Raw genomic sequence first — 22922 nt, forward strand, 5'->3', positions numbered from 1 at the left:
CACCACTTCGGCGGCAAGGAGCAGCTCTACCTCGCGCTGTGGGAGGAGTACGTCGGCGAGCCGTGGGCTCGCCCAAGCCGCCGGGATGCCGAGAACCGCATCGAGGGCCGGATTGCGGTAGGTGCACATCAATGCCACGTCGGTGCGCGGTTCACCGAGCGTGGAGAGCTCCCAATCCAGCAGAGCACGAACCCGAGCCGGGTCGACCGGGTCCAGGATCAGGTTGTCGATCCGGTAGTCCCCATGCAGGATCGCCGTCTCGGTCGACATCGGCAGTCGCTGCTCCAGCAGATGGTGCAGGCGTTCGAGGTCTGCGAGCTCGCGGGTCTTCACCTGCTCCCATTGCCGTCGCCACAATGCAACCTGGCGAGCAACGAACCCCTCTGGACGACCGAAGTCCCCCAGGCCCACGGTGGTCGGATCCACCTCGTGCAGCGTCGCAAGCACATCGACCAGCGATGCGGATGTCCTCCGCAGGTCCTCGTCGCCGACTTGGTCCAGCTCGGCTCGCTCCCGAATGACTGCACCGTCGATCCAGGTGGTGATCGTGAAAGGTGCGCCGATGACTGTGAGGTCTTCGCACAGGCTGATGACGGGAGGGACCGGCACGTCGGTCTTCTCGAGCGCGGCCGTGACCCTGGCCTCACGGGCAACGTCATGCGCAGACGCCGTCTGCCCGGCCGTCGGAGGGCGCCGGAAGACCCACCGACTGACGCCGTCACTGAGTCGATAGGTCAAGTTGGAGCGTCCCCCAGTGACGAGCTCCGCGGTAAGTGGCCCCGCGACAGCGACTCCGAGCGAACGCAGGTGCCCGTCCAGGGCAGCGGTGTCGACCAACACGGTCACATCAACCTTCCATGCGCTGACGCGCAGCCTTGACCGCCCGCTTGGCGATCGCGAAGCGATGCACCTCGGACGGGCCATCGTAGATTCGGAACGGGCGGACCTCCCGGGCGATGCGCGCGATGGGCAGGTCGGCAGAGACACCCATGCCACCACAGAGCTGCGCGGCCCGGTCCACGATCCTGCCGATGGCCTCTGCGCCGAACGTCTTCGCGATCGACGTCTCCTGAGCGGCCGGCGAGCCGCTGTCGAGCGCCGCGCAGGCGACGTCGAGCAGCGCCCGGGTAGCGGCGAGGTCGATCTCGTTCTCGGCGATCAGATGCTGCGCAATCCCCTGGTCGCCGAGCGACTGCCCGAAGACGCGGCGCGAGGTCACATAGTCCAGAGCGGTCTCGTGCGCACGCACGGCAGCGCCGAGCCACCGCATGACATGCGTCATCCGTGCCGGGCCCAGCCGCACCTGGACGTAGCGGAAGCCCTCATCGACCTCACCCAGTACCGCATCGTCGGGCAGCTCGAGGCCGTCGAAGAACACCTCGCAGTGGCCGCCCACCATCGAGCGGTCGATGGTGGGTACGTGGCGGCCGATACGAAGGCCCGCCGTCTCGGCCGGCGCCAGGAACATGGTGCCGCCGCCTCGTTCGCCGGGCTCTCCGGAGGTCCGGGCCATGATGATGAAGAAGTCAGCACCATCGGCACCGGTGATGAACAGCTTGTGCCCGTCGATTCGCCAGCCACCGGCGACGCGCGTGGCACTGGTCTGGAGCGCCGCTGGGTCGGAACCGGCCCCCGGGGCGGGTTCCGTCATCGCGAACGCCGATCGCGCCTCGCCGCGCACCAACGGCCCGAGAAAGCGTGCCTTCTGCTCGCTCGTGGCGACGTGGTCGAGCAGGTGCATGTTGCCCTCGTCGGGAGCCGCTGCGTTGATCGCCATCGCTCCGAAAAGTGCGTATCCCGCCTCCTCGAACACCCTTGCCCGCTCGGTCATCGACAAGCCTTGACCGCCGTACTCCACAGGACCATGAGGAGCCAGGATCCCGAGCGTACGGGCCCGGGCCTGCAGCTGCCGGCGCAGCACGTCGCCACCGGCCTCGGTCACGTCGCCGTCGTGGCGATCCTCGATCGGGAGCACCTCGTCGCGTACGAAAGCGCGAGTCCTAGCTGCCAGGTCGGCCACCTCGGTCCGGCCTGTGGCCGTTTCCTCCGCAGTGCTGGTCGTCATTGATTCCTCCAGGTTCATGGGTGTGTTGCGTCGACCTCAGTGGCCCGACATGCCGCCGTCGACGGCCAAGGTGCTGCCGGTGACGTACCCCGATGCAGGACTGGCGAGGAAGAGCATCGCCGCGGTGATCTCGGCCGGCTCCCCCAGCCTGTTCAGCGGGCTGCGCACACCGATGAAGCCGTCGAGCAGCTCGGTGGGCACGTCCTCGGTCATCTCCGTCCTGACGTAGCCAGGAGCCAGGGCATTCACGCGAATGCCCTTCCTCCCCGCCCACTGGGCCGAGAGGTCGCGAGTGAGCCCTAACAGACCGGCTTTGCTGGCCGCGTACGCCGCCTGCGGTGCCGGCGGTGCGATGAAGGCAAGGGTGCTGGCGACGTTGACGATGCTCGATCCAGGCTTCATCTCTCGCGCAGACGCCTGGGCCATCCAGTACGCGCCCATCAGGTTCACGTCGAGGACGCGGCGAAAGTCTTCCGGTCGCTCCCGGAGCGCGGGGACAGCGGTGCCGAGGCCCGCATTGTTGATCAGTACGTCGACCCTGCCGAACTGCGCCATGGACTGCTCGACCACGTGCTCACACTGATCGGGCTCGGCCACATCCGTGGGGACGACGAGCGCACGGCGGCCCTCCGCCTCGACAGCGGAGGCAGTAGTCGCGAGCTTGTCTGCGCGCCGCCCGGCGAGAACCAGATCGGCGCCCGCCTCCGCGAGCGCCAGCGCGAACTCGGCCCCGAGCCCGGAACCAGCTCCGGTGACGACCGCAACCCGTCCGGCCAGGCGATAGAGGTCCAGGACTCGTGTCATGCGCCCACCCACTGAGGCGTGCGCTTGTCCGCAAAGGCGTTCGCGCCTTCGCGCGCGTCCTGGCTGTCGCGGACGGCTTCGAACTCGGCCTCGTTCATCTCCCACATCGCGGGTTCCCAGTCCGACCCCGCGGCGCTGCGCATCATCATCCGCTTGCTCGCCCGGACTGCGACCGGGGCATTGGCCGCGATCCTCTGGGCCAAGTTCAATGCCTCCTCGCGCACAGCCGCGGGCGGGACGACGCTGTTGACCAGGCCCCATCGCAAGGCGGTCTGCGCATCCAGCGGCTCCCCTGTGAAGACGACTTCGGCCGCGATCTTGGGGGGAATCTGACGGTGAAGTCGCAGAACACCGCCTGCCGCAGCGACCAGGCCTCGTGTGACCTCGGGCAGTCCGAGCCGGGCTTCGTTGCTCATCACGGCGAGGTCGCAGGCAAGGAGGATCTCGGTTCCACCTCCGAGCGCGAAGCCGTTGATCGCGGCGATGACCGGCTTGTCCACGAAGTGCCGCACGAAGCCAGCGAAGCCGCGCTCGGGATGATCCGTGTCGTGCACGGTCCGGCCGGCCGCCAGCTCCTTGAGGTCCGCGCCAGCGCAGAAGGCGCGACCGGCCCCGGTCAATACCGCTACCCGCAGCTCTGGGTCGGCGGCGAAGTCTGCGATCGCGGCGCCCAAGGCGCGAGACAGGTCGGCGTTGATCGCGTTCATCGCTGTCGGCCGGTTCAACGTGATCAGGGCTACGGCTCCTCGACGCTCGACGAGCACGGGCTCGTTCGCAGTCTCGGCCGAGCCCGTTGACGGTTCGTTCATTGTGACTGTCTCCACTCAAGGGGGTTGCCAGATCGTAAACTAACACTATCCTTGACCGTACGCACGGTCAATGAAAGGGATTCTCATGCGAGATGCAGTCATCGTCGAGGCGGTTCGCACACCGACGGGCAAGCGCAACGGCGGTCTTGCGGGTTTGCACCCCGCGGACCTCTCCGCCCACGTCCTCACCCGTCTGTCGGAGCGATCCGGGCTCGACCCCGCTCTGATCGACGACGTGATCTGGGGATGTGTGAGCCAGATCGGCGAGCAGACGTACGACATCGCCCGCACCGCCGTCCTCACCGCCGGCTGGCCGGAGTCGGTCACCGGTGTGACGGTGGACCGGCAGTGCGGTTCGTCGCAGCAGGCCGTGCACTTCGCAGCGGCCGGCCTGATCGCAGGGCACTACGACATGGTCGTAGCCGGTGGCGTCGAGTCCATGTCTCGAGTGCCCATGGGCTCCTCCACCGCGGACCAGCAGCCGTATTCGCCGGCTTTCCAGGACAGGTACGGCGTGCCGAACCAGGGTCTCGGTGCGGAGATGGTCGCCGAGAAGTGGGGACTCTCCCGGACCCAGGTCGATGACTTCGCCCTTCGTTCGCACGCGCTCGCCGCTGCCGCGCAGGACAACGGCCTTTTCGAGGCCGAGACCACCGCCGTCGAGGTCGACGGCGGCACCTTGACGCAGGACGAAGGCGTCCGCCGCGGCGGCACGCTCGAGACACTGGGATCCCTCAAGACGCCCTTCAAGGCCGATGGACTCATCACCGCTGGCAACGCCAGCCAGATCTCAGACGGTTCGGCCGCGCTCCTGATGACGACGAGCGACAAGGCCAACGAGCTCGGACTTCGGCCGATCGCGCGGGTGCACACGGTGGCGCTGGCCGGCTCGGATCCCGTCATCATGCTCACCGCACCCATCCCGGCCACCGAGAAGGCCCTGGATCGAGCAGGCCTCCAGATCCAGGACATCGGCGCCTTCGAGATCAACGAGGCGTTCGCCCCCGTCCCGATGGCATGGCTGGCCGAGACCGGAGCCGACGCGAGCCGGCTCAACCCGCTCGGTGGGGCCATCGCACTGGGCCACCCTCTCGGCGCGAGCGGCGCGCGTCTGATGACGACCCTGATCCATCACATGCGCAACAACGGCATCCGGTACGGGCTGCAGTCGATGTGCGAGGCCGGCGGGCAGGCGAACGCCACGATCCTGGAGCTGCTGTCGTGACGACGGGCCGCACACTTCTTGCCATCGCCACGACGGCGATCACGACCCTGATCGTCACGATGTCGTCGGCTTCGGCGACGACTCTTCCCCCACTCCCCCTTCCCCCGCTCCCCGACACGTCGCTCACCCAGAGCGACTTCTACGTGCCGCCGTCTCCGCTGCCGCACGGCCGGCCGGGAGACCTCCTGAAGGCCGAGCCGATCACGTCGGCTCTGTATCCCGAGGCTCGTGCCACACGGATCATGTATCTATCTCGATCAGCGCGCGGGGCAGCCGTCGCGGTCACCGGCGTGCTGCTCACTCCTCTGCTCCAGGGGCCCGGCGAGAACAACCCGCTGATCGTTCATGCCCCCGGGACGCGCGGGCTGGGCGACCATTGCGCGCCCTCCAAGCAGGTAGCCCTGGCGACGCTCAATGCGACGAGCGCGGACTACGCGACTCTGGAGCACCATCGGTTCCTGAGCAAGGGAGTGTCAGTGGTGATCACTGACTACCTGGGCCAGGGCACACCCGGTCTTCCGGAGTACTTGGTCGGATCGTCGGAGGGCCGGAACACCCTGGACGCACTACGCGCGGCTCAGCAGGTCGAGAACACCGGCCTGTCGGAGCAGTCGCCCGTGGGCATCAGCGGCTACTCGCAAGGCGGACAAGCTGCCGCCTGGGCAGCCGAGCTTCAGCCCAGGTACGCCCCAGAACTGAACCTGCGCGGAGTCCTTGCCGGAGGCGTTCCAACCGACATGTGGGCCGAGGTCAACCATCTCAGCGGCAACCCGGTCGGCTCCGGCTTCGCGATCGCAACACTCGTCGGCTTGGACACGGCCTACCCCGACCTCGCTCTGGCATCCCGGCTCACGGCGGACGGAAGTGCCGCGGTGGGCAAGGTCAAGGAGTCCTGCTTCGCCGAGGAAGCGGCAGCCTTTGGCACGATGTCGATCAGTGATATCACCAGACCCGACGTGCTGGCCGACTCCTCCTGGCACCGGGCCTATGACCGGTCGCTTCTGGGCACGCGAAAGCCTGGCAGCGCCGCGTACGTCTACCACACCACGTCCGACACAGTCGTGCCGTTCAGCCATGGCCAGCAGCTCTACGCCGGCTGGTGCGCCGCCGGCGCCGACGTCACGTTCGAGAAGATCGTCGGCCTCGAGCATGTGGCCGGCGCTGCTCTGACCAGCCCTGCCGGCATCGCGTGGCTCACCGATCGACTCCATGGAGAGCCGGTCGAGACGGGCTGCCGAGTTAGCTCGACGCCCTGACCAGAACTAGGAGTGGATGACGTCGTCGCGGTCGACAAAGGGACGCCACGCACACCAACCAACGAGCTACATGGTCGTCAGCGGGCAGCGAGGAAAACTGCTCCGTGCTGCCCGCTGAAGACTGGTGGTGCGCCTTGCCCCATGACCCGCGGGATCCTTCAAGCTCCGTTGAGCGCTTCGCTCAGCAGGGTGATCTGGGCCTGGACGAAGGCCGGGAGACAACAGCTCCGCGCTTCGCGGGAGTCGAAGTTGTGGTACGCCCCCGAGACCGCGTGCAGGTGCTCGGCTGACGTAACGGCACAATGGCGGCGTGAGCCACGACTACCTGCCCCCTGAGGCCCTCGAACGTCCGGCTGGTCGGCGCAAGGTCGATGAGCAGCGTCGTCTCGACCTTCTGGAGCAGATCGAGGCGATCCTGCTCGAGGAGGGCTTCGCCAAGCTCAGCATGGACGAGTTGGCCACGCGGCTGCGTTGCTCCAAGTCGACTCTGTACGGCGTCGGTGGATCGAAGAACGACCTCGTCTCGTTGGTGGTCAAGCGGTTCTTCGAGTCCGCTACGGCGCGTATCGAGGAGGAGACCGCGGCCGAGAGCGACCACCGCGGCAAGATCAAGGTCTACCTCCACGGCGTCGGCCGGGAGATGGGGCGGCACTCGGCCGACTTCTACGACGACTTGATCACCTACCGTGCCGCGGCCGACATCTACGCCCTGAACTCCGCTGCCGCCGCCCGTCGAGTGCACGAGATCATCGAGGACGGCGTGGGCGCCGGCCAGTTCCGCGCCGTCGACGCAGCCCTGGCCTCCGAGCTCGTGGTGCTCGCGATCGACGGCGTCCGCTCGGGGCGTCTGCTGCGACGGACCGGACTGACCGCCGGCCAAGCGTTCGCCGAGATCGGCGACATCTTGCTGGACGGGCTGCAGTACCAGTCGGAGTAGCCCAGCCCTGTACGCCTGCTCCCGGGCAGGCGTACAGGGACCGTGCTCAGCGCTCGATGACCGGCAGCACAAGCCGGCTGGGCCGTGCGCCACCGTGGTGAACGGTGTTGTCCGCGACGACCATGTCCTCCAGAGCCTCCGAGGAGATCACCCCTCCGGTGTTGGAGTTGCGGTCGTAGTGGGGGAAGTTGCTGCTGGAGATGTCCAGGCGGATCCGGTGGCCGGGCAGGAACACGTTGGAGGTCACCGACATCTGGACGGTGGCCTCATAGACCTCGCCGGGCACCATCAGCTCCGGCTGGGAGAGGCTGTTGCGGTAGCGCAACCGCAAGATGCCGTCACACAGGTTGATGGCACGGCCGTCGGGGAAGACGTCGACCAGCTTGGCGGTGACGTCGGTGTCCACCGCGGTCGAGGACACGAACACCTTGAGCTGGACGAACCCGGTGACCTCGACCGGCTCGGTCAGGACGGGGCCGGTGTAGCACAGGACGTCGTCGCGACCGTCGACCGCGCTCTGGTCGACCGGGCCGACGAACCCCGGCATGGAGGGCAGCAGGGCGCCGCCCGCGGTGGGGACCGGGTCGCGCGGGTCGTACCGGAATCCGTCGCGTGCCTCGGCCGACGCCGCGTCGAGCTCGAGGGTGCCGTCGCCGTCGCGGGTGTTGGCCGAGCCGCCACTGGCCAGGTGGTAGTCGGTGTAGCGGGTGTCGGGCAGAGGCCAGTCGGCTTCGTCGCGCCACTGATCGATTCCCATGACGAAGATCCGCACCCGCGGAGCCGGAGCTGCTGGCGCCTTGCCCTTGAGGTGCTGGTCGAAGAACTCGACGTGCGATGGGGTGACGTCGGCCGCAGCCTGGATACCGAAGTATCGGTCGGCGTACTGCCCGGTCAGGTTCATGTGGTCCCACGGGCCGATCACCAGGCGGGATCCGTCCCGAGCCAGGTCAGAGCCGCCCTGGGTCCGGACCCGGACGAAGTCGGCGACCTGCTCGTGGACCTTCAGGTCATACCACCCTGTGCTGGCGAGCACCGGGACGGTGACCGACGACATCGACTGCGACCAGTCCTGGGCCTGCCAGTAGTCGTCGAAGTCGGGGTGGGCGAGCCAGTCGTCGAACCAGCGGCCCTTGCCGTGCACCGGCAGGTCAGCGACAGGAGTGGCGTCGTTGAGAGCCAGCGGATCCATCAACGCCGCGCCGAGCCGCACCAGCGTTGAGGAGTCCGACGTCTCACCGGTTTGCAAGGCCCGCTGCTCCTCCGCGGCGTACATCATGGCGTTCCAGAGGGTCACCAGGCTCAGGCACAGGGCGCCGCCCTGGGAGTACCACAGTCCCGAGTGCCAGTTCGCGGAGGCCATCGTGGGAGCGATGGCCCGCAGACCCTCGGTGCCGGAGGTGGCCAGCGCCCATTGGGTCATGCCCATGTAGGAGCCGCTGTAGCTGCCGACGGTCCCGTCGCTCCAGTCCTGATCGAGGATCCAGGCAACCGTGTCCTGACCGTCCTCGACCTCGTTCACCTTGGGGGCGAACGACCCCTCCGATGCGTAGGTGCCTCGAGCGTCCTGCCAGACCACCGCGTAGCCGGCGTTCAAGAAGGCGATCACGGCGGGCTGCGCTGTGCCGGGTCCGCCGCCAAAGGCGGTGGATTCCTTGTTGTAGGGCGTACGCACCAGGAGGGTGGGTGCCTGCCCCTCCAACGGCCGCCAGACATCGGCATACAGGGTCACTGCATCCCGGGTCTTCATGGGGACGTTGCGCTCGTAGACATGCTTCATCGGTGTCTCCTGGTTGTGTGGGTGGCCTCTGTCGGGGTTCGGTGGTCGTTCATCGGATCGAGGACCCGATCCCGATGCCGCCGTCGACATCGAGCACGATGCCGGTGATGTAACGGGCCTCCGGAGATCCCAGGAAGGCAGCGGCGGCGGCGATGTCCTCGGGTTCTCCGGGGTGCTTGAGAGGGACCTTGCCGATCAGCAGCTCGCGTGCGGGGCCGTTCATCGAGGCGAGCATCGGGGTCTGGATCAGGCCGGGTGCGATCGCGTTGGCGGTGATCCCGTGCCGGGCACCCTCGAGGGCGATCGTGCGGGTGAGACCGACGATGCCGGCCTTGGCCGCGACGTAGTTGGCTTGGCCGAAGTTGCCGCGCCAGCTCATCGAGGAGAAGGAGATGATCCGGCCGTAGCTGCGGCTCTTCATGTGCGGCATAGCCGCCTGGATGCAGTGGAAGGAGCCTGTCAGGCTCACGTCGATGACGGCGTGCCAGTCCTCGACGGAGATCTTCTCGACGCGGTTGTCGCGGATGATCCCGGCGTTGTTGACCAGGACATCGACGCGCCCGTCGCTCTCGGCGACGCCGTCGATCCAGGCGGTGACGGCGGTGGGATCGGTGACATCGACGAGGTGCGGCACCGGTGGGATCGGCGCTTCCGCCGCGACCTTCCCTGCTGCCTCCTCGACGGCGTCCGCATTGACGTCGGCGAGATGGACCCGGGCGCCTTCGGCGGCGAATCGATGGACCATCGCCAGGCCGAGCCCCTGGGCTCCGCCGGTGACGAGGATGGTCTGATCCCTGAATCGGCCGGATCGGTCAGGCAAGGGTGCGCTCCTTCTGAGAGCTCGACCGCGGTGTGGAGCGGCCGAGAAAACGGATGAGATCGGTGGCCACATCAGAGCCGGCCCAGTGCTCCTCGAACATGTCGAGCTCCCGCGACAGCGCCTCGGCCGTCGCGACAGGGTCGTTCACGATGAGCCGCTTGTAACGCTGCTGGGCACCGGCGGGCCGGCTCGTCAGGACGGTGGCCATGGTGCGGGCGGTGTCGAGCAGTGCCTCGGGGGCGACCACCTCGTGCAGCCACCCGGTCTTTCGGGCGAGGTCTTCTGCGGGCGCGAGCTCGCCGGTCAGAGCCAGCCAGGCGGCCATGCCGGCGCCGAGCTTCGGGGGCATCCGTACGCTCGCTCCTCCCCCGGCGATCAGGTTGTTCTTCACATGCCCGTCGCCGATCCGAGTCCCGGTGGCGGCGATGACCAGGTCGCAGGCCAGAGCGATCTCGAGACCACCCGCCACTGCGAACCCGTGGAGCGCGGCGACGAACACGATCGGGCTGGCCTCCATCGCGAGCGTGAGGTCACAGATGTCACGCAGGTGCGGGCGGGGCGAGTCTCCGCTCCGGGCACATTCGAGCAGGTACGCCAGGTCGGCTCCGGCGCAGAAGCCGGCCCCGGCCCCGGTGAGGATCACGACCCGGACGCCGTCGCTCTCGGCCTGGGAGACCTGCCCGGCCAGGGCACTGACCAGCGACGGGTCCAGCGCGTTGCGGGATTCGGGCCGGTTCAACGTCCAGGTCTCGACGCCACCGCTGCGACTCGTGATGAGGACCTCGCTCACATGCCGCCTCCGACCCCGGCGAGCTGCTTGCGCAGCACCGCGCGTTGTACCTTGCCGCTCGGTGTCTTGGGCAGCTCGGTCACGAACTCGATCTGGCGGGGGTAGGCGTGGGCGGCGTACTCCTTCTTCACCCAGTCCTGCAGCTCCTTCACCAAGACCTCACTGCCCCCGAACCCCGGGGTCAGGACGACGAACGCCTGGATGATCTCGCCCCGCATCTCATCCGGCGCGGCCACGACCGCGCACTCGGCCACAGCAGGATGCGTGCCCAGCGCACTCTCGACGTCGAACGGGCCGATCCGGTAGCCGGCCATCAGGATCACGTCATCGTCACGGGAGGAGAAGTGGATCAGACCGTCGCGGTCGATCGTGATCAGGTCACCGCTGAGGTAGAACTCACCATCGGCACTGAACCGGTCACCGCGGTGGCCACGGTCGGGGCCGTATCCGGTGAAGGTGAAGAACGCACTCTCCGCGATACGCACCGCGAGCCGCCCGACCTCGCCGGGCTCGGCCGGCACGTCCTCATCCAGCCTGAGCGCGGTCAGGGACCACCCGGGGAAGTTGCGACCCATTGCGGCCGGCTGGACCTGGGTAGCCGCGTGGGGATGGTGAGCGAAACCGGCGGGCATGCCCAGCTCGGTCTGGCCGAAGTGGTCGTGGATCTCCAGGCCCCACTGCTGCTGCGCCCAGGCGAACACATCGGGCGTAAGCGGCTCACCCGCGCTCGAGAGGCGCCTCAACGCCGGCAGCTCCGCCCGCGTCTTCGCCCCCCGCAGACCCCGAAAGATCGTAGGCGCCGCCGCCAGATCGGTGACCTCGTACCTCTCCAGGATCCGCCAGCTGGTCTCGGCGTCGAACTTCGCCGTGCTCACGATGTTCGGGACGCCCGTGACCAGCGGTGCGATCACCCCGGCGTACAGACCGTAGGCCCAACCCGGGTCCGCAGCGTTCCAGTAGACCGAGTTGTCATCGACCCCGAGACCGATCTCGAGATAGGCCTGCCACCCCGCCACATAGGCCAGCGGGTGGACGACCGTTTTGGGCTTGCCCGTCGTGCCCGAGGTGAACATGTGGGTCAGCTCCACCTCGGGCCCGGTCTGCGCCGACTCGTCCCACAGCGACGCGGCGGCCGTGACGGTCGCCAGGTTGATGCCACCGACAGGAGGCTCGACACCGACGTCGAGCCCGGCCACCAGCCGGACACGGTCCTCGGGCAGCTTGCCGAACTGGTCACCGTCGGTGACCACCACGCGTACGCCGCCCTGGTCCAGGCGGTCGGTGACCGCTGCTTCCGCGAACGCCGTGAACAACGGCATGTAGACCGCGCCCAGACGCCAGATACCCAGGATCACCGCGGGCAGGTCGACGTCCTTGCCCATCAGCGTCGCCACCCGATCACCAGCACCCACACCATGCTCGCTCAGCACCGACGCGATCCGCCGCGACCGGTCGGCGAGCTCGCCATAAGTCAACGACACCTCCGCCAGCTCCGCATCGATGAACCTGAACGCGACCCCATCGCACGGATGACGATCACACATCAGCTCGGGCACGCTCGCGGTCGGCGAGGCGAACTCCCGAAGAATCTCTCCGACCCGGTCATCAAGCTTCTCGGTCACGACTACTCCTAGGAACGGCAACGCCCGTATCTCGCCGACCACAGCTCGACGCGGGTACAAATTAAGGAACGTTTGTACCGTGACAGTAGTCACAGCGAGCCACTTGCACAAGGGGTACGCAGCAGCAAGTCTGGGTACCCCTCGGATCGGAATAGTTATGCTCCCGCTCGCTGCGCCTCCGGAAACTGCGGGTAGGGCGGCTTGTCGATGCCCAGCGTTCCGGTGCAGGCCAGGGCCGGGCTTGCAAGAAGACGCCGACGCGATGGGTCTTCTGCTTCAGCGCATGGCTCATGGCACTGGCATGGCCGCCCTTCTTGTAGGCGAAGTCCCAGGCCGCGATCAGCGTCGTCGGCCCACCCGACCCTGCCTTCGCCAGGGCAAGGCATGCGGCAAGATCGTGATCACCCGATAAGCACGCCAAACACTACTGTCCGGTTACTGTCCGGACGACAGCCACCGGCGGTCGTTGACAGCCACCACCAAATCCTGCGTTTTCGCAGGTCGACTGCACATGCCGTCAACGACCACCGATGACTGTCCCCACGGGAATGCATCCCGGCTTACAGGCCAGCCCGTTCGCACTCACCGGCTCCACCTCGCCGGCGCACCGGTCACTGCCGGGCCACGGCGTCGAGCACCTTGTCGATCGGCGGATAGTCTCCGATGCGGTTGCCGATGTAGCTCCACTGCAGCCGGCCGTCGCGGTCGAGGATCACGACTCCGGGGCTGCGCACCGTGTCGCGAGTGATCGCCTGCGGCTTGAACCCGTGCCGCAACGAGCGCACATAGGCGGCCGCGCCACGCGGGTCCGCCATCCGCCAGCCCAGCGGCTTGACCGCGTCGACGTGTTCACGGAATCGCTGCTCGGGGTCGAGCAGCAGCGGCATGCGTACGCCTCGCTCCTCCTGCAGCCACGTGGCCTGGTAGTCGGCAGAACCGCCGATGGCCAGAGCACCGAGGTTCTCCGTGGCGGCGGCCCGGTCGAGCTCGACCAGCCACTCCTGGCACGGCAGACAGCCGAAGTAGCGGACGAGCTGCACCACCGTCACCGGCGCGGCGAGGTGGTCGCCCAGCGTCGCGGGCTCACCCGCCGGCGTACGCAGCTCCAGGTCCAATGGCACCGAGGACACGGCTTCGATCACGTCCATACTCCTTCATCTGGGATTCGGGGAGGCTCCGCCCCTCGTACGAGGCGACTCTGCGCCCGTGCGCTCAGCATGGTCCGGCGAAAGGCGGGGCGTCGGTAAGCGCGCTCACAGACAGGCCCCTACGCCGCCGTGAGACTGGCTGTCATCACCACAACAGCGGCACAAGAACGAGGCGCCGGCTACCTCCCCGAGGGGCCCGGCCCGCCGCACCAGGTGAACCAAGCTCGAAAGGCTGGCACGATGACTCGCGACCCTGCTTCCTGTCTCAGCTTCACCAATCCGGCAGATCTGGCGGGCGGCGCCAGACCCTGGTCGCCGGGGCGACGAGAGGAAGACGTGGACATCCAGCACGCGGTCGACAACCCGAATCGGCTCTGGTGCATGACCGAGGTCGACATCTTTCGCGACATCGACGCCGCAGAGATGGACGCCATGGCGCAGGCCGCGCCGAGGAAGGAGTTCAAACGGGGCTCGCTCGTCTACTCACCTCATCAACGGGTCGAGACGCTCTTCATCCTCAAGCAGGGTCGGATCAGGATCTTCAGGGTCTCTCCCGATGGCCGCACGCTCACGACCGCCATCGTGGAGCCAGGCACCATCTTCGGAGAGATGGTCATCGTCGGACAGCAGATGCACGACAGCTTCGCGGAGGCGATGGAAGACGTCGTGGTCTGCGTCATGACGAAGGCCGACGTACAGACCCTCCTTCTCGGCGACCAGCGCATCGCCGCCCGCATCTCCGAGACTCTCGGCCGCCGACTGGGCGCCCTCGAGCAGCGGCTCTCCGACGCGGTCTTCAAGTCCGTTCCACAACGCCTCGCCACGACATTGCTCACCCTGTCCGAGGGACAACCCGCACCCCTCGGCCGAGGGCAGCATGTGAACCTCACCCACGAGCAGTTGGCCGCCTTGGCTGCCACCTCCCGCGAGACGACCACCAAAGTCCTCGGCGAGTTCGCCGACCTCGGGGTGATCTCCCTCGGCCGCGGCCGGATCGCCGTGATCGACCGCCAGCGCCTCGAGGCCATCCGTGGCGATTGACGACCGCCAGCGCCTCGAGGCCATCCGTGGCGATTGACGACCACCGAGCGCCGGCAGGCGCATCGGCCGGGATCCACTACCGTTGGCTGAGCACAGCGATCGTACGGTGTGGCCCAGCGCCGGCGAAGGCGTTGGTCACCTTCCGCCGCCGACGGGGAGGGCTTCGAGCACCACACCCGGTGCCTGGCGGCGTACGGAGTCGGCCTTCCACTTGTCGGGGAAGAGGGCGAGGACGGTGCCGTCGGAGCGGGTCATCACCTCGACGCCGCTGAAGCCGCTGATGGTGCCGGCGTGCTCGGGGGTGGTGTGCAGTGCGAGCGAGTAGGCGAGATTGTCCATCCGGATCGGAGCATGGAACTCGGTCTCCATCCGGGCGGCGACGACCTCGAACTGCATCGGCCCGACCGCGGCGAGCACCGGCGCCTGGTCGCCGCGCAGGTCGGAGCGCAGCACCTGGACGACGCCTTCCTGGTCGAGCTGCTCGATTCCGCGCCGGAATCGCTTGTAGCGGCCGGCGTCGATGACGCGAGCACTGACGAAGTGCTCCGGAGCGAAGCTCTCGATCTCCGGGAACTCCGCGGGCGCACCGTCGTAGATGGTGTCGCCCACGCGCAGCGCGTTGGCGTTGACCAGCCCGACGATGTCGCCGGGCGAGGCGGTCTCGACCGAGGAGCGTTCCTTGCCGAAGACGGTGTGGGCGTACTTCGTGGCGAACGGCTTCCCGGTGGCCGCGTGGGTGACCACCATGCCGCGCTCGAAGACGCCCGAGCAGACGCGCGCGTAGGCCAGCCGGTCGCGATGGTTGGCATCCATGCCGGCCTGCACCTTGAAGACGTACGCAGAGAAGTCCGCGTCCACCTCGCGTTCCCCGCCTGCGGCCAGCGGGGTCGGGCCGGGGGCCGGAGCGAGCTCGAGGAGGGTGTCGAGGAGCTGGGCGACGCCGAAGTTGAGCAGGGCCGAGGCGAACAGCACCGGGGTGGTCTTACCTGCCAGGAAGGTGGACTGGTCGTGGTCGCCGCCGTCGGCGGTGAGCAGCTCGGCCTCCTCGCTGGCCCGCTCCCAGTCCTCACCGGCCGCCTCGAGCGCCGCCTCGGCGGTGAGGTGCTCCTCCGGTGCCCGAGTGGCTCCGCCCGCGGTGCGGGTGTAGCGGACGAATCCGCCCGTACGCCGGTCCAGGACTCCGTGGAAGTCGCCGGGGACGCCGACCGGCCAGGTCAGCGGAGTGGGCCGGAGCCCGATCTGCGACTCGATCTCGTCCATCAGCTCGAGAGCGTCGCGCCCCGGCCGGTCCCACTTGTTGATCACGGTGATCACCGGGAGGCCGCGGCGAGCGCAGACCCGGAACAACTTCAGCGTCTGCGGCTCCAGGCCCTTGGCGGCGTCGACGAGCATGACCGCGGAGTCGACCGCGGACAGCACTCGGTAGGTGTCCTCGGAGAAGTCGGCGTGGCCCGGGGTGTCGACCAGGTTGACCACATGGTCGCGATAGGCGAACTGCAGAGCCGTCGAGCTGATCGAGATGCCACGGGAGCGTTCCATCGCCATCCAGTCCGAGACGGTCCCCTTGCGGCCGGCCTTTCCGTGGACCGCGCCGGCCTCGGCGATCACCTGCGCATGCAGAACCAGGGCCTCGGTCAGGGTCGACTTTCCGGCGTCCGGGTGGCTGATGACGGCGAAGGTACGTCGGGGGCGGCGGTCGAGGTCAGACATCGGTCATAATTCTACCGTCGCGTGAGGGTATGGCTGGCATCGCGCCGGGCTCGGACCTCCTGGTCACCGCGGGTCCGGCACAGCCAGCCATCCCCCACCTCGGGAAGGTATCTCGGTGCCCCCATCCCGCCTCGCGGCCGAGCCCACCAGCGGCACACGAAGCAACCAGGTCCGGATACTCGTCCTCGCCTCGATCGCCTTCGCCGCATCGGCACCGGGTCAGTCGTTCCTCATCTCGGTCTTCGTCGACGAGTTCCTGGCCGGCACCGGGCTCTCGCGAACGGCCTTCTCCGTCCTGTACGCCGCCGGCACGATCGTGTCAGCGGTGACGATGACGATCCTGAGGCGGATCATCGATCGCTGCGGACTGCGCACCGCCTGGGCCGCCGTCGGCGTTGCCCTGGTCGTCGCATGCCTGATGGCGAGCTTCGCCAGCGGAGCGATTCTCGCCTTCGTGGCGCTCGCGCTGCTGCGTACGTCGGGTCAGGGAGCGTTTCCGCTGGTCAAGACGTTGGTGGTCTTGGCATCGGCGCGAGCAACGTCGTCAACGGCACGGTCTGGGCGCGTACGTTCGGAACGGCGAGACTGGGGCAGATCCAGGGCATGGCGATGTCGGCGACCATCACCGCTGCCGCGCTGGCGCCGCTGGTGCCGGCGATCGCGTTGTCCCTCACCGGTTCCTACGAGTTCGGCCTGGTGACCTTGGCCGTGGTGGCCGCGGTGGCGCTTTTGCTGAGCTTCCGGTCAGGCGTGCGCGAGTAGGGATCAACGGGCCAGGGCGGAGGCATCATCATCGGCCCTGTCGGGAAGGTGGGCGACGCGAGTGACCGTCACCAGGATCGTGATCAGCGCAGCCAGGCCGGCCGCGGCGGTGAACCCGGTCGCATAGGTCGTCGCGGCGATGAGTGGCCCGGCGAACAGTGGCGAGAGGAACTGCCCTGCGAACATCGCCGTGCCTTGGAGCGAGGTCGCCCGACCACGCTGGTCGGCAGGGACCTGTTCGGCAACGAGCAGCGTGAGCGTCGACATGGCCAGCCCGTTTCCAGCGCCGAGGAGAACAGGCGCGAGAAGCAGCGGGACGGGATGATCGATGAAGGCGTAGGCGAGCAGGCCCACGGTCCATCCCGCGCTGGCGATGCGCATGATCCAGGCATCGTCGAGCCGGGCGCGGATTCGGTCGTAGAAGAGGCCGAGCACGCTCGCGGCGACGGCGCCGAGCGTGACGGCGTAGATCGCGGTCACGAAGGTCGAGGTGATCCCGATCTGCTCGAGGCGCTTGGGGAGAAAGACTGCCGGGACGTACAGCATCAGCCCGCTGGCGAGGATGATCGCGAGGATGCCGATCAGCCGGGGATGGGAGACGAGCGTGCGGAAGGCGCCGCCCGTGGTGGTTCCGCCTGGGGATGTCGTGGATGGAACCGTGGCCAGCACGGCCAGGCCGAGGGGGATCCCCACGAGGTAGACAGAGAAGGAGACGTGCCAGGAGATCTCTCCGAGTGCCCCGGCCAACAGGGGCCAGAGCAGGCCGCCGACGGTGATCGCGGTGGTGCGCCAGCCCATCATCCGGTCGCGTTCGGGCCCGGGGGCATAGAGCGCGAGCAGGGCCACCGTGGTGCCGGTGAAGACGATCGCGGCACCCAGGCCGAGCACGGCCCGGCTCGCGATGAGCAACGGGTAGCCGTCGACGAAGATCCCGGCGCCGCCACCAAGGCCGTACAGCACCAGCCCCACGGCGAGCGGGACGCGTACGCCGTAGCGGTCGATCATCCGCCCGACGAGTGGGCTGGCGACAGCGATCGTCAGCCCGTGCGTGGTGATGATGAACCCGGCCGCAGTGCCGGAGACACCCAAGTCGTTCTGGATCACCGCGAGGACCGGCGCGACCGTCGCGCCGGCCATCACGCCGAGCGTCGAGGCGAGAAGGAGAGTGAAAAGCGCCGACGCTCGTCGCTCCGAGAATGTGCCTGTCATGCGCATAAGCTTAGGATCGGCGTACGCTGCTGACAAGCAGTTACCGGTGACGCGCATCCGGGCTAGGCTTGCGACATGTCCGACCCGACGCCGACCGCTCCAGAGCGCGCCCTCCCACTGCGCGAGCGCAAGAAGCTGCAGGTCCGTCGCAATCTCGTCGAGACCGCACTGAGGTTGTTCCGCGCGGACGGGTTCCATCAGACGACCCTGGAGAAGCTGGTCGACGAGGCGGAGGTGTCCACGCGTACGTTCTTCCGCTACTTCGAGTCCAAGGAGTCGGTCGCCATGGCGGCCGAGGATGAACTGTGGGAAGCGTTCCTGGCCAGGGTCGTCTCTGAAGAGCTCGAGGGCCCGGTCCTCGAGTGGCTCCGCACTGCGATGCTGACAGCCCTGGAGAGGATGGATGATGGCTGGGAGCGGCGCTTCCTCGCCACCCGCGGCCTGGCAGCCCGGACGCCGGAGCTGCGCGCCTACTCCGCCCTGCAGACGACCAAGGTTCAGCAGCAGCTCGCCGATGAGCTCGAGGATGCCTTCGACATCGACCACGCCAATCAGTTAGAGCTCCGACTGGCCTGCGAGTTCGCGCTCTCCGCGTGGCGCTGCGGCGCCAAGAACTGGGTGCGCGAGGAACGTCATCAACCCGAGGTGGGGCCTCGCGCCGAGCTGATCGAGCGCCTCCGCGAGGCGTTCGACGCCATCCCCAGAGCGATCACCTACGCCGCTCGCTGACCACGGAGAGAAACATCCCGCACCAACTCTACCCTGACGTAACAGCAGAGTTGGGCATGGCCTTGTGACGCTCGACCTCCGTATTGAGCTCGGCGGCGAACTCCTCAGCAATCGTCAGCTGCCGACGCACATCCTCAACCCTGGCCATGGCGGCCTCATGGAACATCTCAAGCCGGCCGACGAGATCAACACGGGCATCGGCGGCAGGCCCGGCCTCGATGGCGTCGAGCACGCCGAGAAGGTCTTTGGACTCCTCCAGGCTGAACTCCAGCGGCTTCATCCGCTTGATGAGCTGCAGCCGGGCGACATTCTCCTCGGCGTACAGCCGGAAACCGCCGGCCGAGCGGGCAGTCGGGACGACCAGCCCCATCTCCTCGTAGTAGCGGATCGTCCTGAGGCTCAAGCCCGTCTGCTCGGCAACCTCGCCGATCTGCATGTGCCGCTGCGTCATGGACCGTCCCTACCTGGTTGACCGTATCGACCGAGTCTATCCGGGGTGCACCTGGAGCCCCGCACGGTCGAGATCAGAGCGAGTTCTCGGCGAGAGCTCTACGCGAATTCCGTCCCTAATCTAACGTAAGGGTAGAGTCCGGATCGGCTCGGCCGCGTTACGCACGCGCCGGGCCGAAACCTGCCGACGTGCTTCCGCTCGACCGCGACGATGCGTGCCATGAGCGATTGTCCACTCTCAGATCCCCGGACGGAGATCCCTCTTGCGTCATCCTGCCCAGCCCGCGCCTGCCCATAACGAGGACAGCGTGGTTGCCGCTCTTCGCTCCCCGCGGATCCTTCGCCGTGAGGTCCTCGCCGGTCTCGTCGTTGCGCTGGCACTGATCCCGGAGGCCATCTCCTTCTCGATCCTGGCGGGCGTGGATCCTCGGGTCGGGCTCTTCGCCTCGTTCACGATGGCGGTCTCGATCGCCTTCCTCGGTGGTCGGCCCGCCATGATCACCGGCGCCACCGGGGCGATCGCCCTGGTGATCGCCCCGGTCGCCGCGGAGTATGGGCTGGACTACCTGCTCGCCACGGTCATCCTCGGTGGCGTGTTCCAGGTCGTCTTCGGCCTGCTTGGCACGGCACAGCTGATGCGGCTGCTGCCGCGCTCGGTGATGGTCGGCTTCGTCAACGCACTGGCGATCTTGATCTTCATCGCCCAGCTTCCCCAGCTCGGGCTGGACACCCACGGCGGCCTGCACATCGTCGGGGTGCCGTGGATGGTCTTCCCGCTGGTCGCGCTCGGCATCGTCATCCTGGTCTTCCTGCCCAGGCTGACCACCGTCGTCCCGGCACCGCTTGTGGTGATCGTCATCATCACCGCACTTGTGCTGGCAGGTGGCATCGATGTCCCGAACGTATCCGGCGAGGGTGAGCTTCCGCGCAGCCTGCCGTCGATGCTCATCCCTGATGTCCCCTTCACTCTCGAGACTCTCCAGATCATCGCGCCCTACGCCTTCGCGATGGCGATGGTCGGCCTGCTCGAGTCCCTGATGACAGCCAAGCTCGTCGACGACATCACCGACACCCACTCCAACAAGTCCCGCGAGTCCTGGGGCCAGGGCGCCGCCAATGTCATCACCGGCTTCTTCGGCGGCATGGGTGGCTGCGCGATGATCGGCCAGACCATCATCAATGTGAAGGGCTCTGGCGCCCGCACCAGAATCTCGACGTTCCTGGCCGGAGTCTTCCTGTTGATCCTCGTCGTCGGATTCGGCGACATCGTCGGGAAGATCCCGATGGCTGCCTTGGTGGCCGTGATGATCATCGTCTCGGTGGGCACCTTCGACTGGCACAGCATCTCCCCCGCGAACCTCAAGCGGATGCCGAAATCCGAGACCCTCGTCATGCTCACCACGGTCGTCTTCGTGGTGGTCACCCACAACCTCGCCATCGGCGTCGTGGCCGGAGTCATCCTGGCCTTCATGCTCTTCGCACGCCGCATCTACCACCTCGTCGGGGTCGACCGCGAGCTGATCGAGGAGGCCGACGGCACCGCGTACGCGCGGTACACAGTGACGGGCGAGCTCTTCTTCGCCTCGAGCAACGATCTGGTCTACCAGTTCAACTACGTCGAGGACCCCGAGCGCGTGGTCATCGACCTGAGCCAGTCCCACGTGTGGGATGCCTCGACGGTGGCCGCCCTCGACGGCATCGAGACCAAGTACAACCGCAAGGACAAGTCGGTCCAGATCGTCGGACTCAACGAGGCCAGCAGCCACATGCACGAGCGTCTCACCGGGCAGCTGCCTTCGCACTGAGCACGACCTCTGCATCGGTCGGGCAGCCCCGCATGACCGTCTAGAGACAGACCGCGTCAGCTCGTCGAGCAACGGCCGGGACCACCGTGACGACGCTGTGGGCGTGGTCCAGGAGATGGCGCGCCACGCCACCACTGGATCCACCGACCACAGCCATGTGCATGGTCTGTGCCTGCTCGGCGAGCTCGCGCGCGAGGCTGCCGGCCGTGATCCGCATCTGCGGGTGCAGGTCCGGATGGCGTTCCCGCAGACCCGCCACGCACTCCGCGACCAGGCGCCGGTCGTCCTCGGGCGACTGCGGGCCGCGAGCCTGGTAACAGTAGAGCACCGTCACCGGCAGGCTTCGCTGGGCGGCATGGTCGAAGGCGAACTCCAAGGCAGGGATGGAGTCGCTGGTCCCGTCGATGCCGACGAGCACACCGCGTCCCACGCCACCGGCTCCGGGACACAGTGCGACGACCGGGCAGCGCGCGTCCTTAACCACCGACCTTCTGACCGACCCGAGGGTCCAACTGCCGAGCGGCCCTTGGCCGCGCGACCCGAGCACGAGCAGCGACGCGCAGCCGGACGCGTCGACGAGCGCGGTCGCCACGGATCCGACCCGCTGCGCCGCGGTCACCGCCGGACGTCGGCGCCCGGCGAACTCCCATGCCCTGGAGAGCTCGTCGAGGCAGCGCTCGGCGTAGCGTCCGGCGCTCGACAGCACGATCGTCCCGTGGGCCTGCTCCAGGCCCGAGGCCGCACCGGCCCGGAATCCGGGCGGAGTGTCCAGGCTCGAGACGGACACCACGTGGATCAGGTCGACGTCACGTCCGTCGCGATAAGCCTGCTCGACAGCCCACGACACGCTCGCGGCCGCGGCCGGCCAGTTCTCGACGCCGACCAGGACTGTGCCCTCCGTCGTGGTCATCAGACGTTCGCCGGCTGGCTACCCGCTGTGGCGAGGCCGCTGTCGGCCCCGGTGTCCCCCTCGAACGACGGAGACACGGTCGGGTCGATCTCGACCGGGCAGACGCTCTCCCGAAGAACTGCTCGGGAGGTGCCGCCCAAGTGCCTGAGACCGAGGAAGTGCCGGCCTCGGCCCAGGATCAGCAGCTCGGCCTTCCGGGACGCCTCGACCAGGGCGTACGCGGTCTGTGCCTGCACAGCCTCGACGACGGTCTCGACGCCGGCCGCGACAGCACCCGAGCCGGCGCGAGCGGTCTCGAGGACGGCGTCGAGCTCCCGCTCCGCCCGCTCGGTCCACAGGCGCTCGTCGACCCCGGCGGTGAGGTCCGGGTACGAACCGAAGGCGTGCCAGGCGTGCAGCAGGCGCAGCCGAGCTCCACGGGCGGCCGCGACCTCCAGCCCGCGGCGGACGAGGGCGGCCGAGGTCGAGGCGTCCATGACTCCGACGACGATCTCGCGGGTCACCTCGTCGCTCGGCCAGGCAGCGGGGACGACGACCACGGGGGCGGGCGAGTGGGCCGCCACCGGGGCGATGATGGAGGAGGTGATGATCCGGTCGAACAGCGAGCGCGGCTGATCTCCCAGCACGACCAACCGCGCCTTGGCGGCGTTCTCGACCAGCACCAACGCAGGGCGGCCGAGAAGCATGTAGGTGCTCACCACGGCGCCGCTGTCAGCGACAGCCTCCTCCGCCTCGTCGAGGATCGACCTGCCGAGCTTGCCCATCCTCGAGTCGGGGTCGGTCGGGGCGGGCGGCCAGGTCGGCAGCGCCGGCGCATACGGGTCGATCGCATAGATCAGGTGCAGCGCGACACCGAGTCGAGCCGCCTCTGCGGCGGCGTAGCGAGCGGCGGCGAGTCCGGCCTCGGTGCCGTCGACTCCTGCCAGGATGACATCTCTGTTCGTGTTCATGACTTCAGCGTCCGCCCGCAGGGTGGTCGCCCGAAAGGGACGGTCGGCCCGATCGAATGGACTTTGGTCAGCAACCAGGAGATGGCCCTCCACGCGATGGGGC

Annotated in this window: 21 protein-coding genes; 7 read left to right on the top strand and 14 right to left on the bottom strand. The window is 67.9% G+C overall.

Features of this window, described 5'->3' with window-relative positions:
- The 4 genes from ABZZ22_RS20930 to ABZZ22_RS20945 form a co-directional block, all read right to left on the bottom strand.
- On the bottom strand, window positions 1–924 hold a 924-nt coding region (locus ABZZ22_RS20930; RefSeq protein WP_354935402.1), incomplete at its 3' end, for a phosphotransferase family protein.
- Window positions 848–2065 carry an acyl-CoA dehydrogenase family protein gene (locus tag ABZZ22_RS20935; RefSeq protein WP_354935276.1) on the bottom strand — a complete coding sequence of 406 codons (1218 nt, stop codon included), beginning with the start codon at window positions 2063–2065 and terminating at the stop codon, window positions 848–850. The genes ABZZ22_RS20930 and ABZZ22_RS20935, both read right to left, overlap by 77 nt.
- A gap of 36 nt (window positions 2066–2101) precedes the next feature.
- Window positions 2102–2869 carry a glucose 1-dehydrogenase gene (locus ABZZ22_RS20940; RefSeq protein WP_354935279.1) on the bottom strand — a complete coding sequence of 256 codons (768 nt, stop codon included), beginning with the start codon at window positions 2867–2869 and terminating at the stop codon, window positions 2102–2104.
- Entirely contained in the window at window positions 2866–3633 is a 768-nt protein-coding gene (locus tag ABZZ22_RS20945; protein WP_354935282.1) for a crotonase/enoyl-CoA hydratase family protein, read from the bottom strand. The genes ABZZ22_RS20940 and ABZZ22_RS20945 overlap by 4 nt, the downstream gene beginning before the upstream one ends.
- 130 nt (window positions 3634–3763) lie before the next feature.
- Here ABZZ22_RS20945 and ABZZ22_RS20950 point away from each other — a divergent pair, with 130 nt between their 5' ends.
- From ABZZ22_RS20950 to ABZZ22_RS20960, 3 genes are all read left to right on the top strand, one after another.
- Window positions 3764–4903, top strand: a complete 1140-nt coding sequence (locus ABZZ22_RS20950) for a thiolase family protein (protein ID WP_354935285.1) — start codon at window positions 3764–3766, stop codon at window positions 4901–4903.
- A complete protein-coding gene (locus ABZZ22_RS20955; RefSeq protein WP_354935288.1) occupies window positions 4900–6159 on the top strand; it encodes a lipase family protein in 1260 nt (419 codons plus the stop codon). The genes ABZZ22_RS20950 and ABZZ22_RS20955 overlap by 4 nt, the downstream gene beginning before the upstream one ends.
- Before the next feature lie 310 nt (window positions 6160–6469).
- On the top strand, window positions 6470–7096 hold the full coding sequence (locus ABZZ22_RS20960; protein ID WP_354935291.1) for a hypothetical protein: 627 nt from the start codon (window positions 6470–6472) through the stop codon (window positions 7094–7096).
- A 46-nt stretch (window positions 7097–7142) separates the two neighbouring features.
- On the opposite strand, the gene ABZZ22_RS20965 is transcribed toward ABZZ22_RS20960, so the two are convergent.
- From ABZZ22_RS20965 to ABZZ22_RS20985, 5 genes are all read right to left on the bottom strand, one after another.
- Complete coding sequence (locus ABZZ22_RS20965) at window positions 7143–8873, bottom strand: CocE/NonD family hydrolase (protein WP_354935294.1); 1731 nt, start codon at window positions 8871–8873, stop codon at window positions 7143–7145.
- Between the two features lie 49 nt (window positions 8874–8922).
- Window positions 8923–9693, bottom strand: a complete 771-nt coding sequence (locus ABZZ22_RS20970; protein WP_354935297.1) for an SDR family NAD(P)-dependent oxidoreductase — start codon at window positions 9691–9693, stop codon at window positions 8923–8925.
- The gene (locus ABZZ22_RS20975) at window positions 9686–10483 is read right to left on the bottom strand and encodes an enoyl-CoA hydratase/isomerase family protein (protein ID WP_354935300.1); all 798 of its coding nucleotides are present in this window, start codon (window positions 10481–10483) and stop codon (window positions 9686–9688) included. Before ABZZ22_RS20975 ends, ABZZ22_RS20970 begins: the two co-directional genes overlap by 8 nt.
- Window positions 10480–12105, bottom strand: a complete 1626-nt coding sequence (locus tag ABZZ22_RS20980) for an AMP-binding protein (protein ID WP_354935303.1) — start codon at window positions 12103–12105, stop codon at window positions 10480–10482. The genes ABZZ22_RS20975 and ABZZ22_RS20980 overlap by 4 nt, the downstream gene beginning before the upstream one ends.
- 611 nt (window positions 12106–12716) lie before the next feature.
- The gene (locus tag ABZZ22_RS20985; protein WP_354935306.1) at window positions 12717–13247 is read right to left on the bottom strand and encodes a hypothetical protein; all 531 of its coding nucleotides are present in this window, start codon (window positions 13245–13247) and stop codon (window positions 12717–12719) included.
- 342 nt (window positions 13248–13589) lie between these two features.
- Between ABZZ22_RS20985 and ABZZ22_RS20990 the strand changes: the two genes are divergently transcribed.
- Complete coding sequence (locus ABZZ22_RS20990; protein ID WP_354935309.1) at window positions 13590–14294, top strand: Crp/Fnr family transcriptional regulator; 705 nt, start codon at window positions 13590–13592, stop codon at window positions 14292–14294.
- A 135-nt stretch (window positions 14295–14429) separates the two neighbouring features.
- Here the strand turns inward: ABZZ22_RS20990 and ABZZ22_RS20995 are convergent, their stop codons facing one another.
- Window positions 14430–16004 carry a peptide chain release factor 3 gene (locus tag ABZZ22_RS20995; RefSeq protein ID WP_354935312.1) on the bottom strand — a complete coding sequence of 525 codons (1575 nt, stop codon included), beginning with the start codon at window positions 16002–16004 and terminating at the stop codon, window positions 14430–14432.
- A 411-nt stretch (window positions 16005–16415) separates the two neighbouring features.
- Here ABZZ22_RS20995 and ABZZ22_RS21000 point away from each other — a divergent pair, with 411 nt between their 5' ends.
- Window positions 16416–16766, top strand: a complete 351-nt coding sequence (locus ABZZ22_RS21000; RefSeq protein ID WP_354935315.1) for a hypothetical protein — start codon at window positions 16416–16418, stop codon at window positions 16764–16766.
- Window positions 16767–16769: 3 nt separating this feature from the next.
- On the opposite strand, the gene ABZZ22_RS21005 is transcribed toward ABZZ22_RS21000, so the two are convergent.
- Complete coding sequence (locus tag ABZZ22_RS21005; protein WP_354935318.1) at window positions 16770–17975, bottom strand: MFS transporter; 1206 nt, start codon at window positions 17973–17975, stop codon at window positions 16770–16772.
- Between the two features lie 75 nt (window positions 17976–18050).
- On the opposite strand from ABZZ22_RS21005, the gene ABZZ22_RS21010 reads away from it, so the two are divergent.
- Complete coding sequence (locus ABZZ22_RS21010) at window positions 18051–18704, top strand: TetR family transcriptional regulator (RefSeq protein WP_354935321.1); 654 nt, start codon at window positions 18051–18053, stop codon at window positions 18702–18704.
- A gap of 28 nt (window positions 18705–18732) precedes the next feature.
- Here ABZZ22_RS21010 and ABZZ22_RS21015 read toward each other — a convergent pair whose 3' ends face one another.
- A complete protein-coding gene (locus ABZZ22_RS21015; RefSeq protein ID WP_354935324.1) occupies window positions 18733–19155 on the bottom strand; it encodes a MerR family transcriptional regulator in 423 nt (140 codons plus the stop codon).
- 307 nt (window positions 19156–19462) lie between these two features.
- Between ABZZ22_RS21015 and ABZZ22_RS21020 the strand changes: the two genes are divergently transcribed.
- Window positions 19463–20959 (top strand): SulP family inorganic anion transporter, encoded by a 1497-nt coding sequence (locus ABZZ22_RS21020; RefSeq protein WP_354935327.1) that lies wholly within the window; start codon window positions 19463–19465, stop codon window positions 20957–20959.
- A gap of 40 nt (window positions 20960–20999) precedes the next feature.
- Here ABZZ22_RS21020 and ABZZ22_RS21025 read toward each other — a convergent pair whose 3' ends face one another.
- Window positions 21000–21869, bottom strand: coding sequence for a universal stress protein (locus ABZZ22_RS21025; RefSeq protein ID WP_354935330.1), 870 nt, complete (start codon window positions 21867–21869; stop codon window positions 21000–21002).
- Complete coding sequence (locus ABZZ22_RS21030) at window positions 21869–22819, bottom strand: universal stress protein (protein ID WP_354935333.1); 951 nt, start codon at window positions 22817–22819, stop codon at window positions 21869–21871. The genes ABZZ22_RS21025 and ABZZ22_RS21030 overlap by 1 nt, the downstream gene beginning before the upstream one ends.
- Between the last annotated feature and the right edge of the window lie 103 nt (window positions 22820–22922).

It is taken from the genome of Nocardioides sp. NPDC006273 (genome assembly GCF_040613495.1).
Classification (GTDB): Bacteria; Actinomycetota; Actinomycetes; order Propionibacteriales; family Nocardioidaceae; genus Nocardioides.

Bases quoted from the DNA above. Each gene is read 5' to 3' on its own strand.
- ABZZ22_RS20995 (WP_354935312.1), bottom strand. From the start codon at position 16,004: ATGTCTGACCTCGACCGCCGCCCCCGACGTACCTTCGCCGTCATCAGC.
- ABZZ22_RS21000 (WP_354935315.1), top strand. From the start codon at position 16,416: ATGCCTGATGGCGAGCTTCGCCAGCGGAGCGATTCTCGCCTTCGTGGC.
- ABZZ22_RS20965 (WP_354935294.1), bottom strand. From the start codon at position 8,873: ATGAAGCATGTCTACGAGCGCAACGTCCCCATGAAGACCCGGGATGCA.
- ABZZ22_RS20940 (WP_354935279.1), bottom strand. From the start codon at position 2,869: ATGACACGAGTCCTGGACCTCTATCGCCTGGCCGGACGGGTTGCGGTC.
- ABZZ22_RS21005 (WP_354935318.1), bottom strand. From the start codon at position 17,975: ATGACAGGCACATTCTCGGAGCGACGAGCGTCGGCGCTTTTCACTCTC.
- ABZZ22_RS21030 (WP_354935333.1), bottom strand. From the start codon at position 22,819: ATGAACACGAACAGAGATGTCATCCTGGCAGGAGTCGACGGCACCGAG.
- ABZZ22_RS21025 (WP_354935330.1), bottom strand. From the start codon at position 21,869: ATGACCACGACGGAGGGCACAGTCCTGGTCGGCGTCGAGAACTGGCCG.
- ABZZ22_RS20950 (WP_354935285.1), top strand. From the start codon at position 3,764: ATGCGAGATGCAGTCATCGTCGAGGCGGTTCGCACACCGACGGGCAAG.
- ABZZ22_RS20935 (WP_354935276.1), bottom strand. From the start codon at position 2,065: ATGACGACCAGCACTGCGGAGGAAACGGCCACAGGCCGGACCGAGGTG.
- ABZZ22_RS21010 (WP_354935321.1), top strand. From the start codon at position 18,051: ATGTCCGACCCGACGCCGACCGCTCCAGAGCGCGCCCTCCCACTGCGC.
- ABZZ22_RS21015 (WP_354935324.1), bottom strand. From the start codon at position 19,155: ATGACGCAGCGGCACATGCAGATCGGCGAGGTTGCCGAGCAGACGGGC.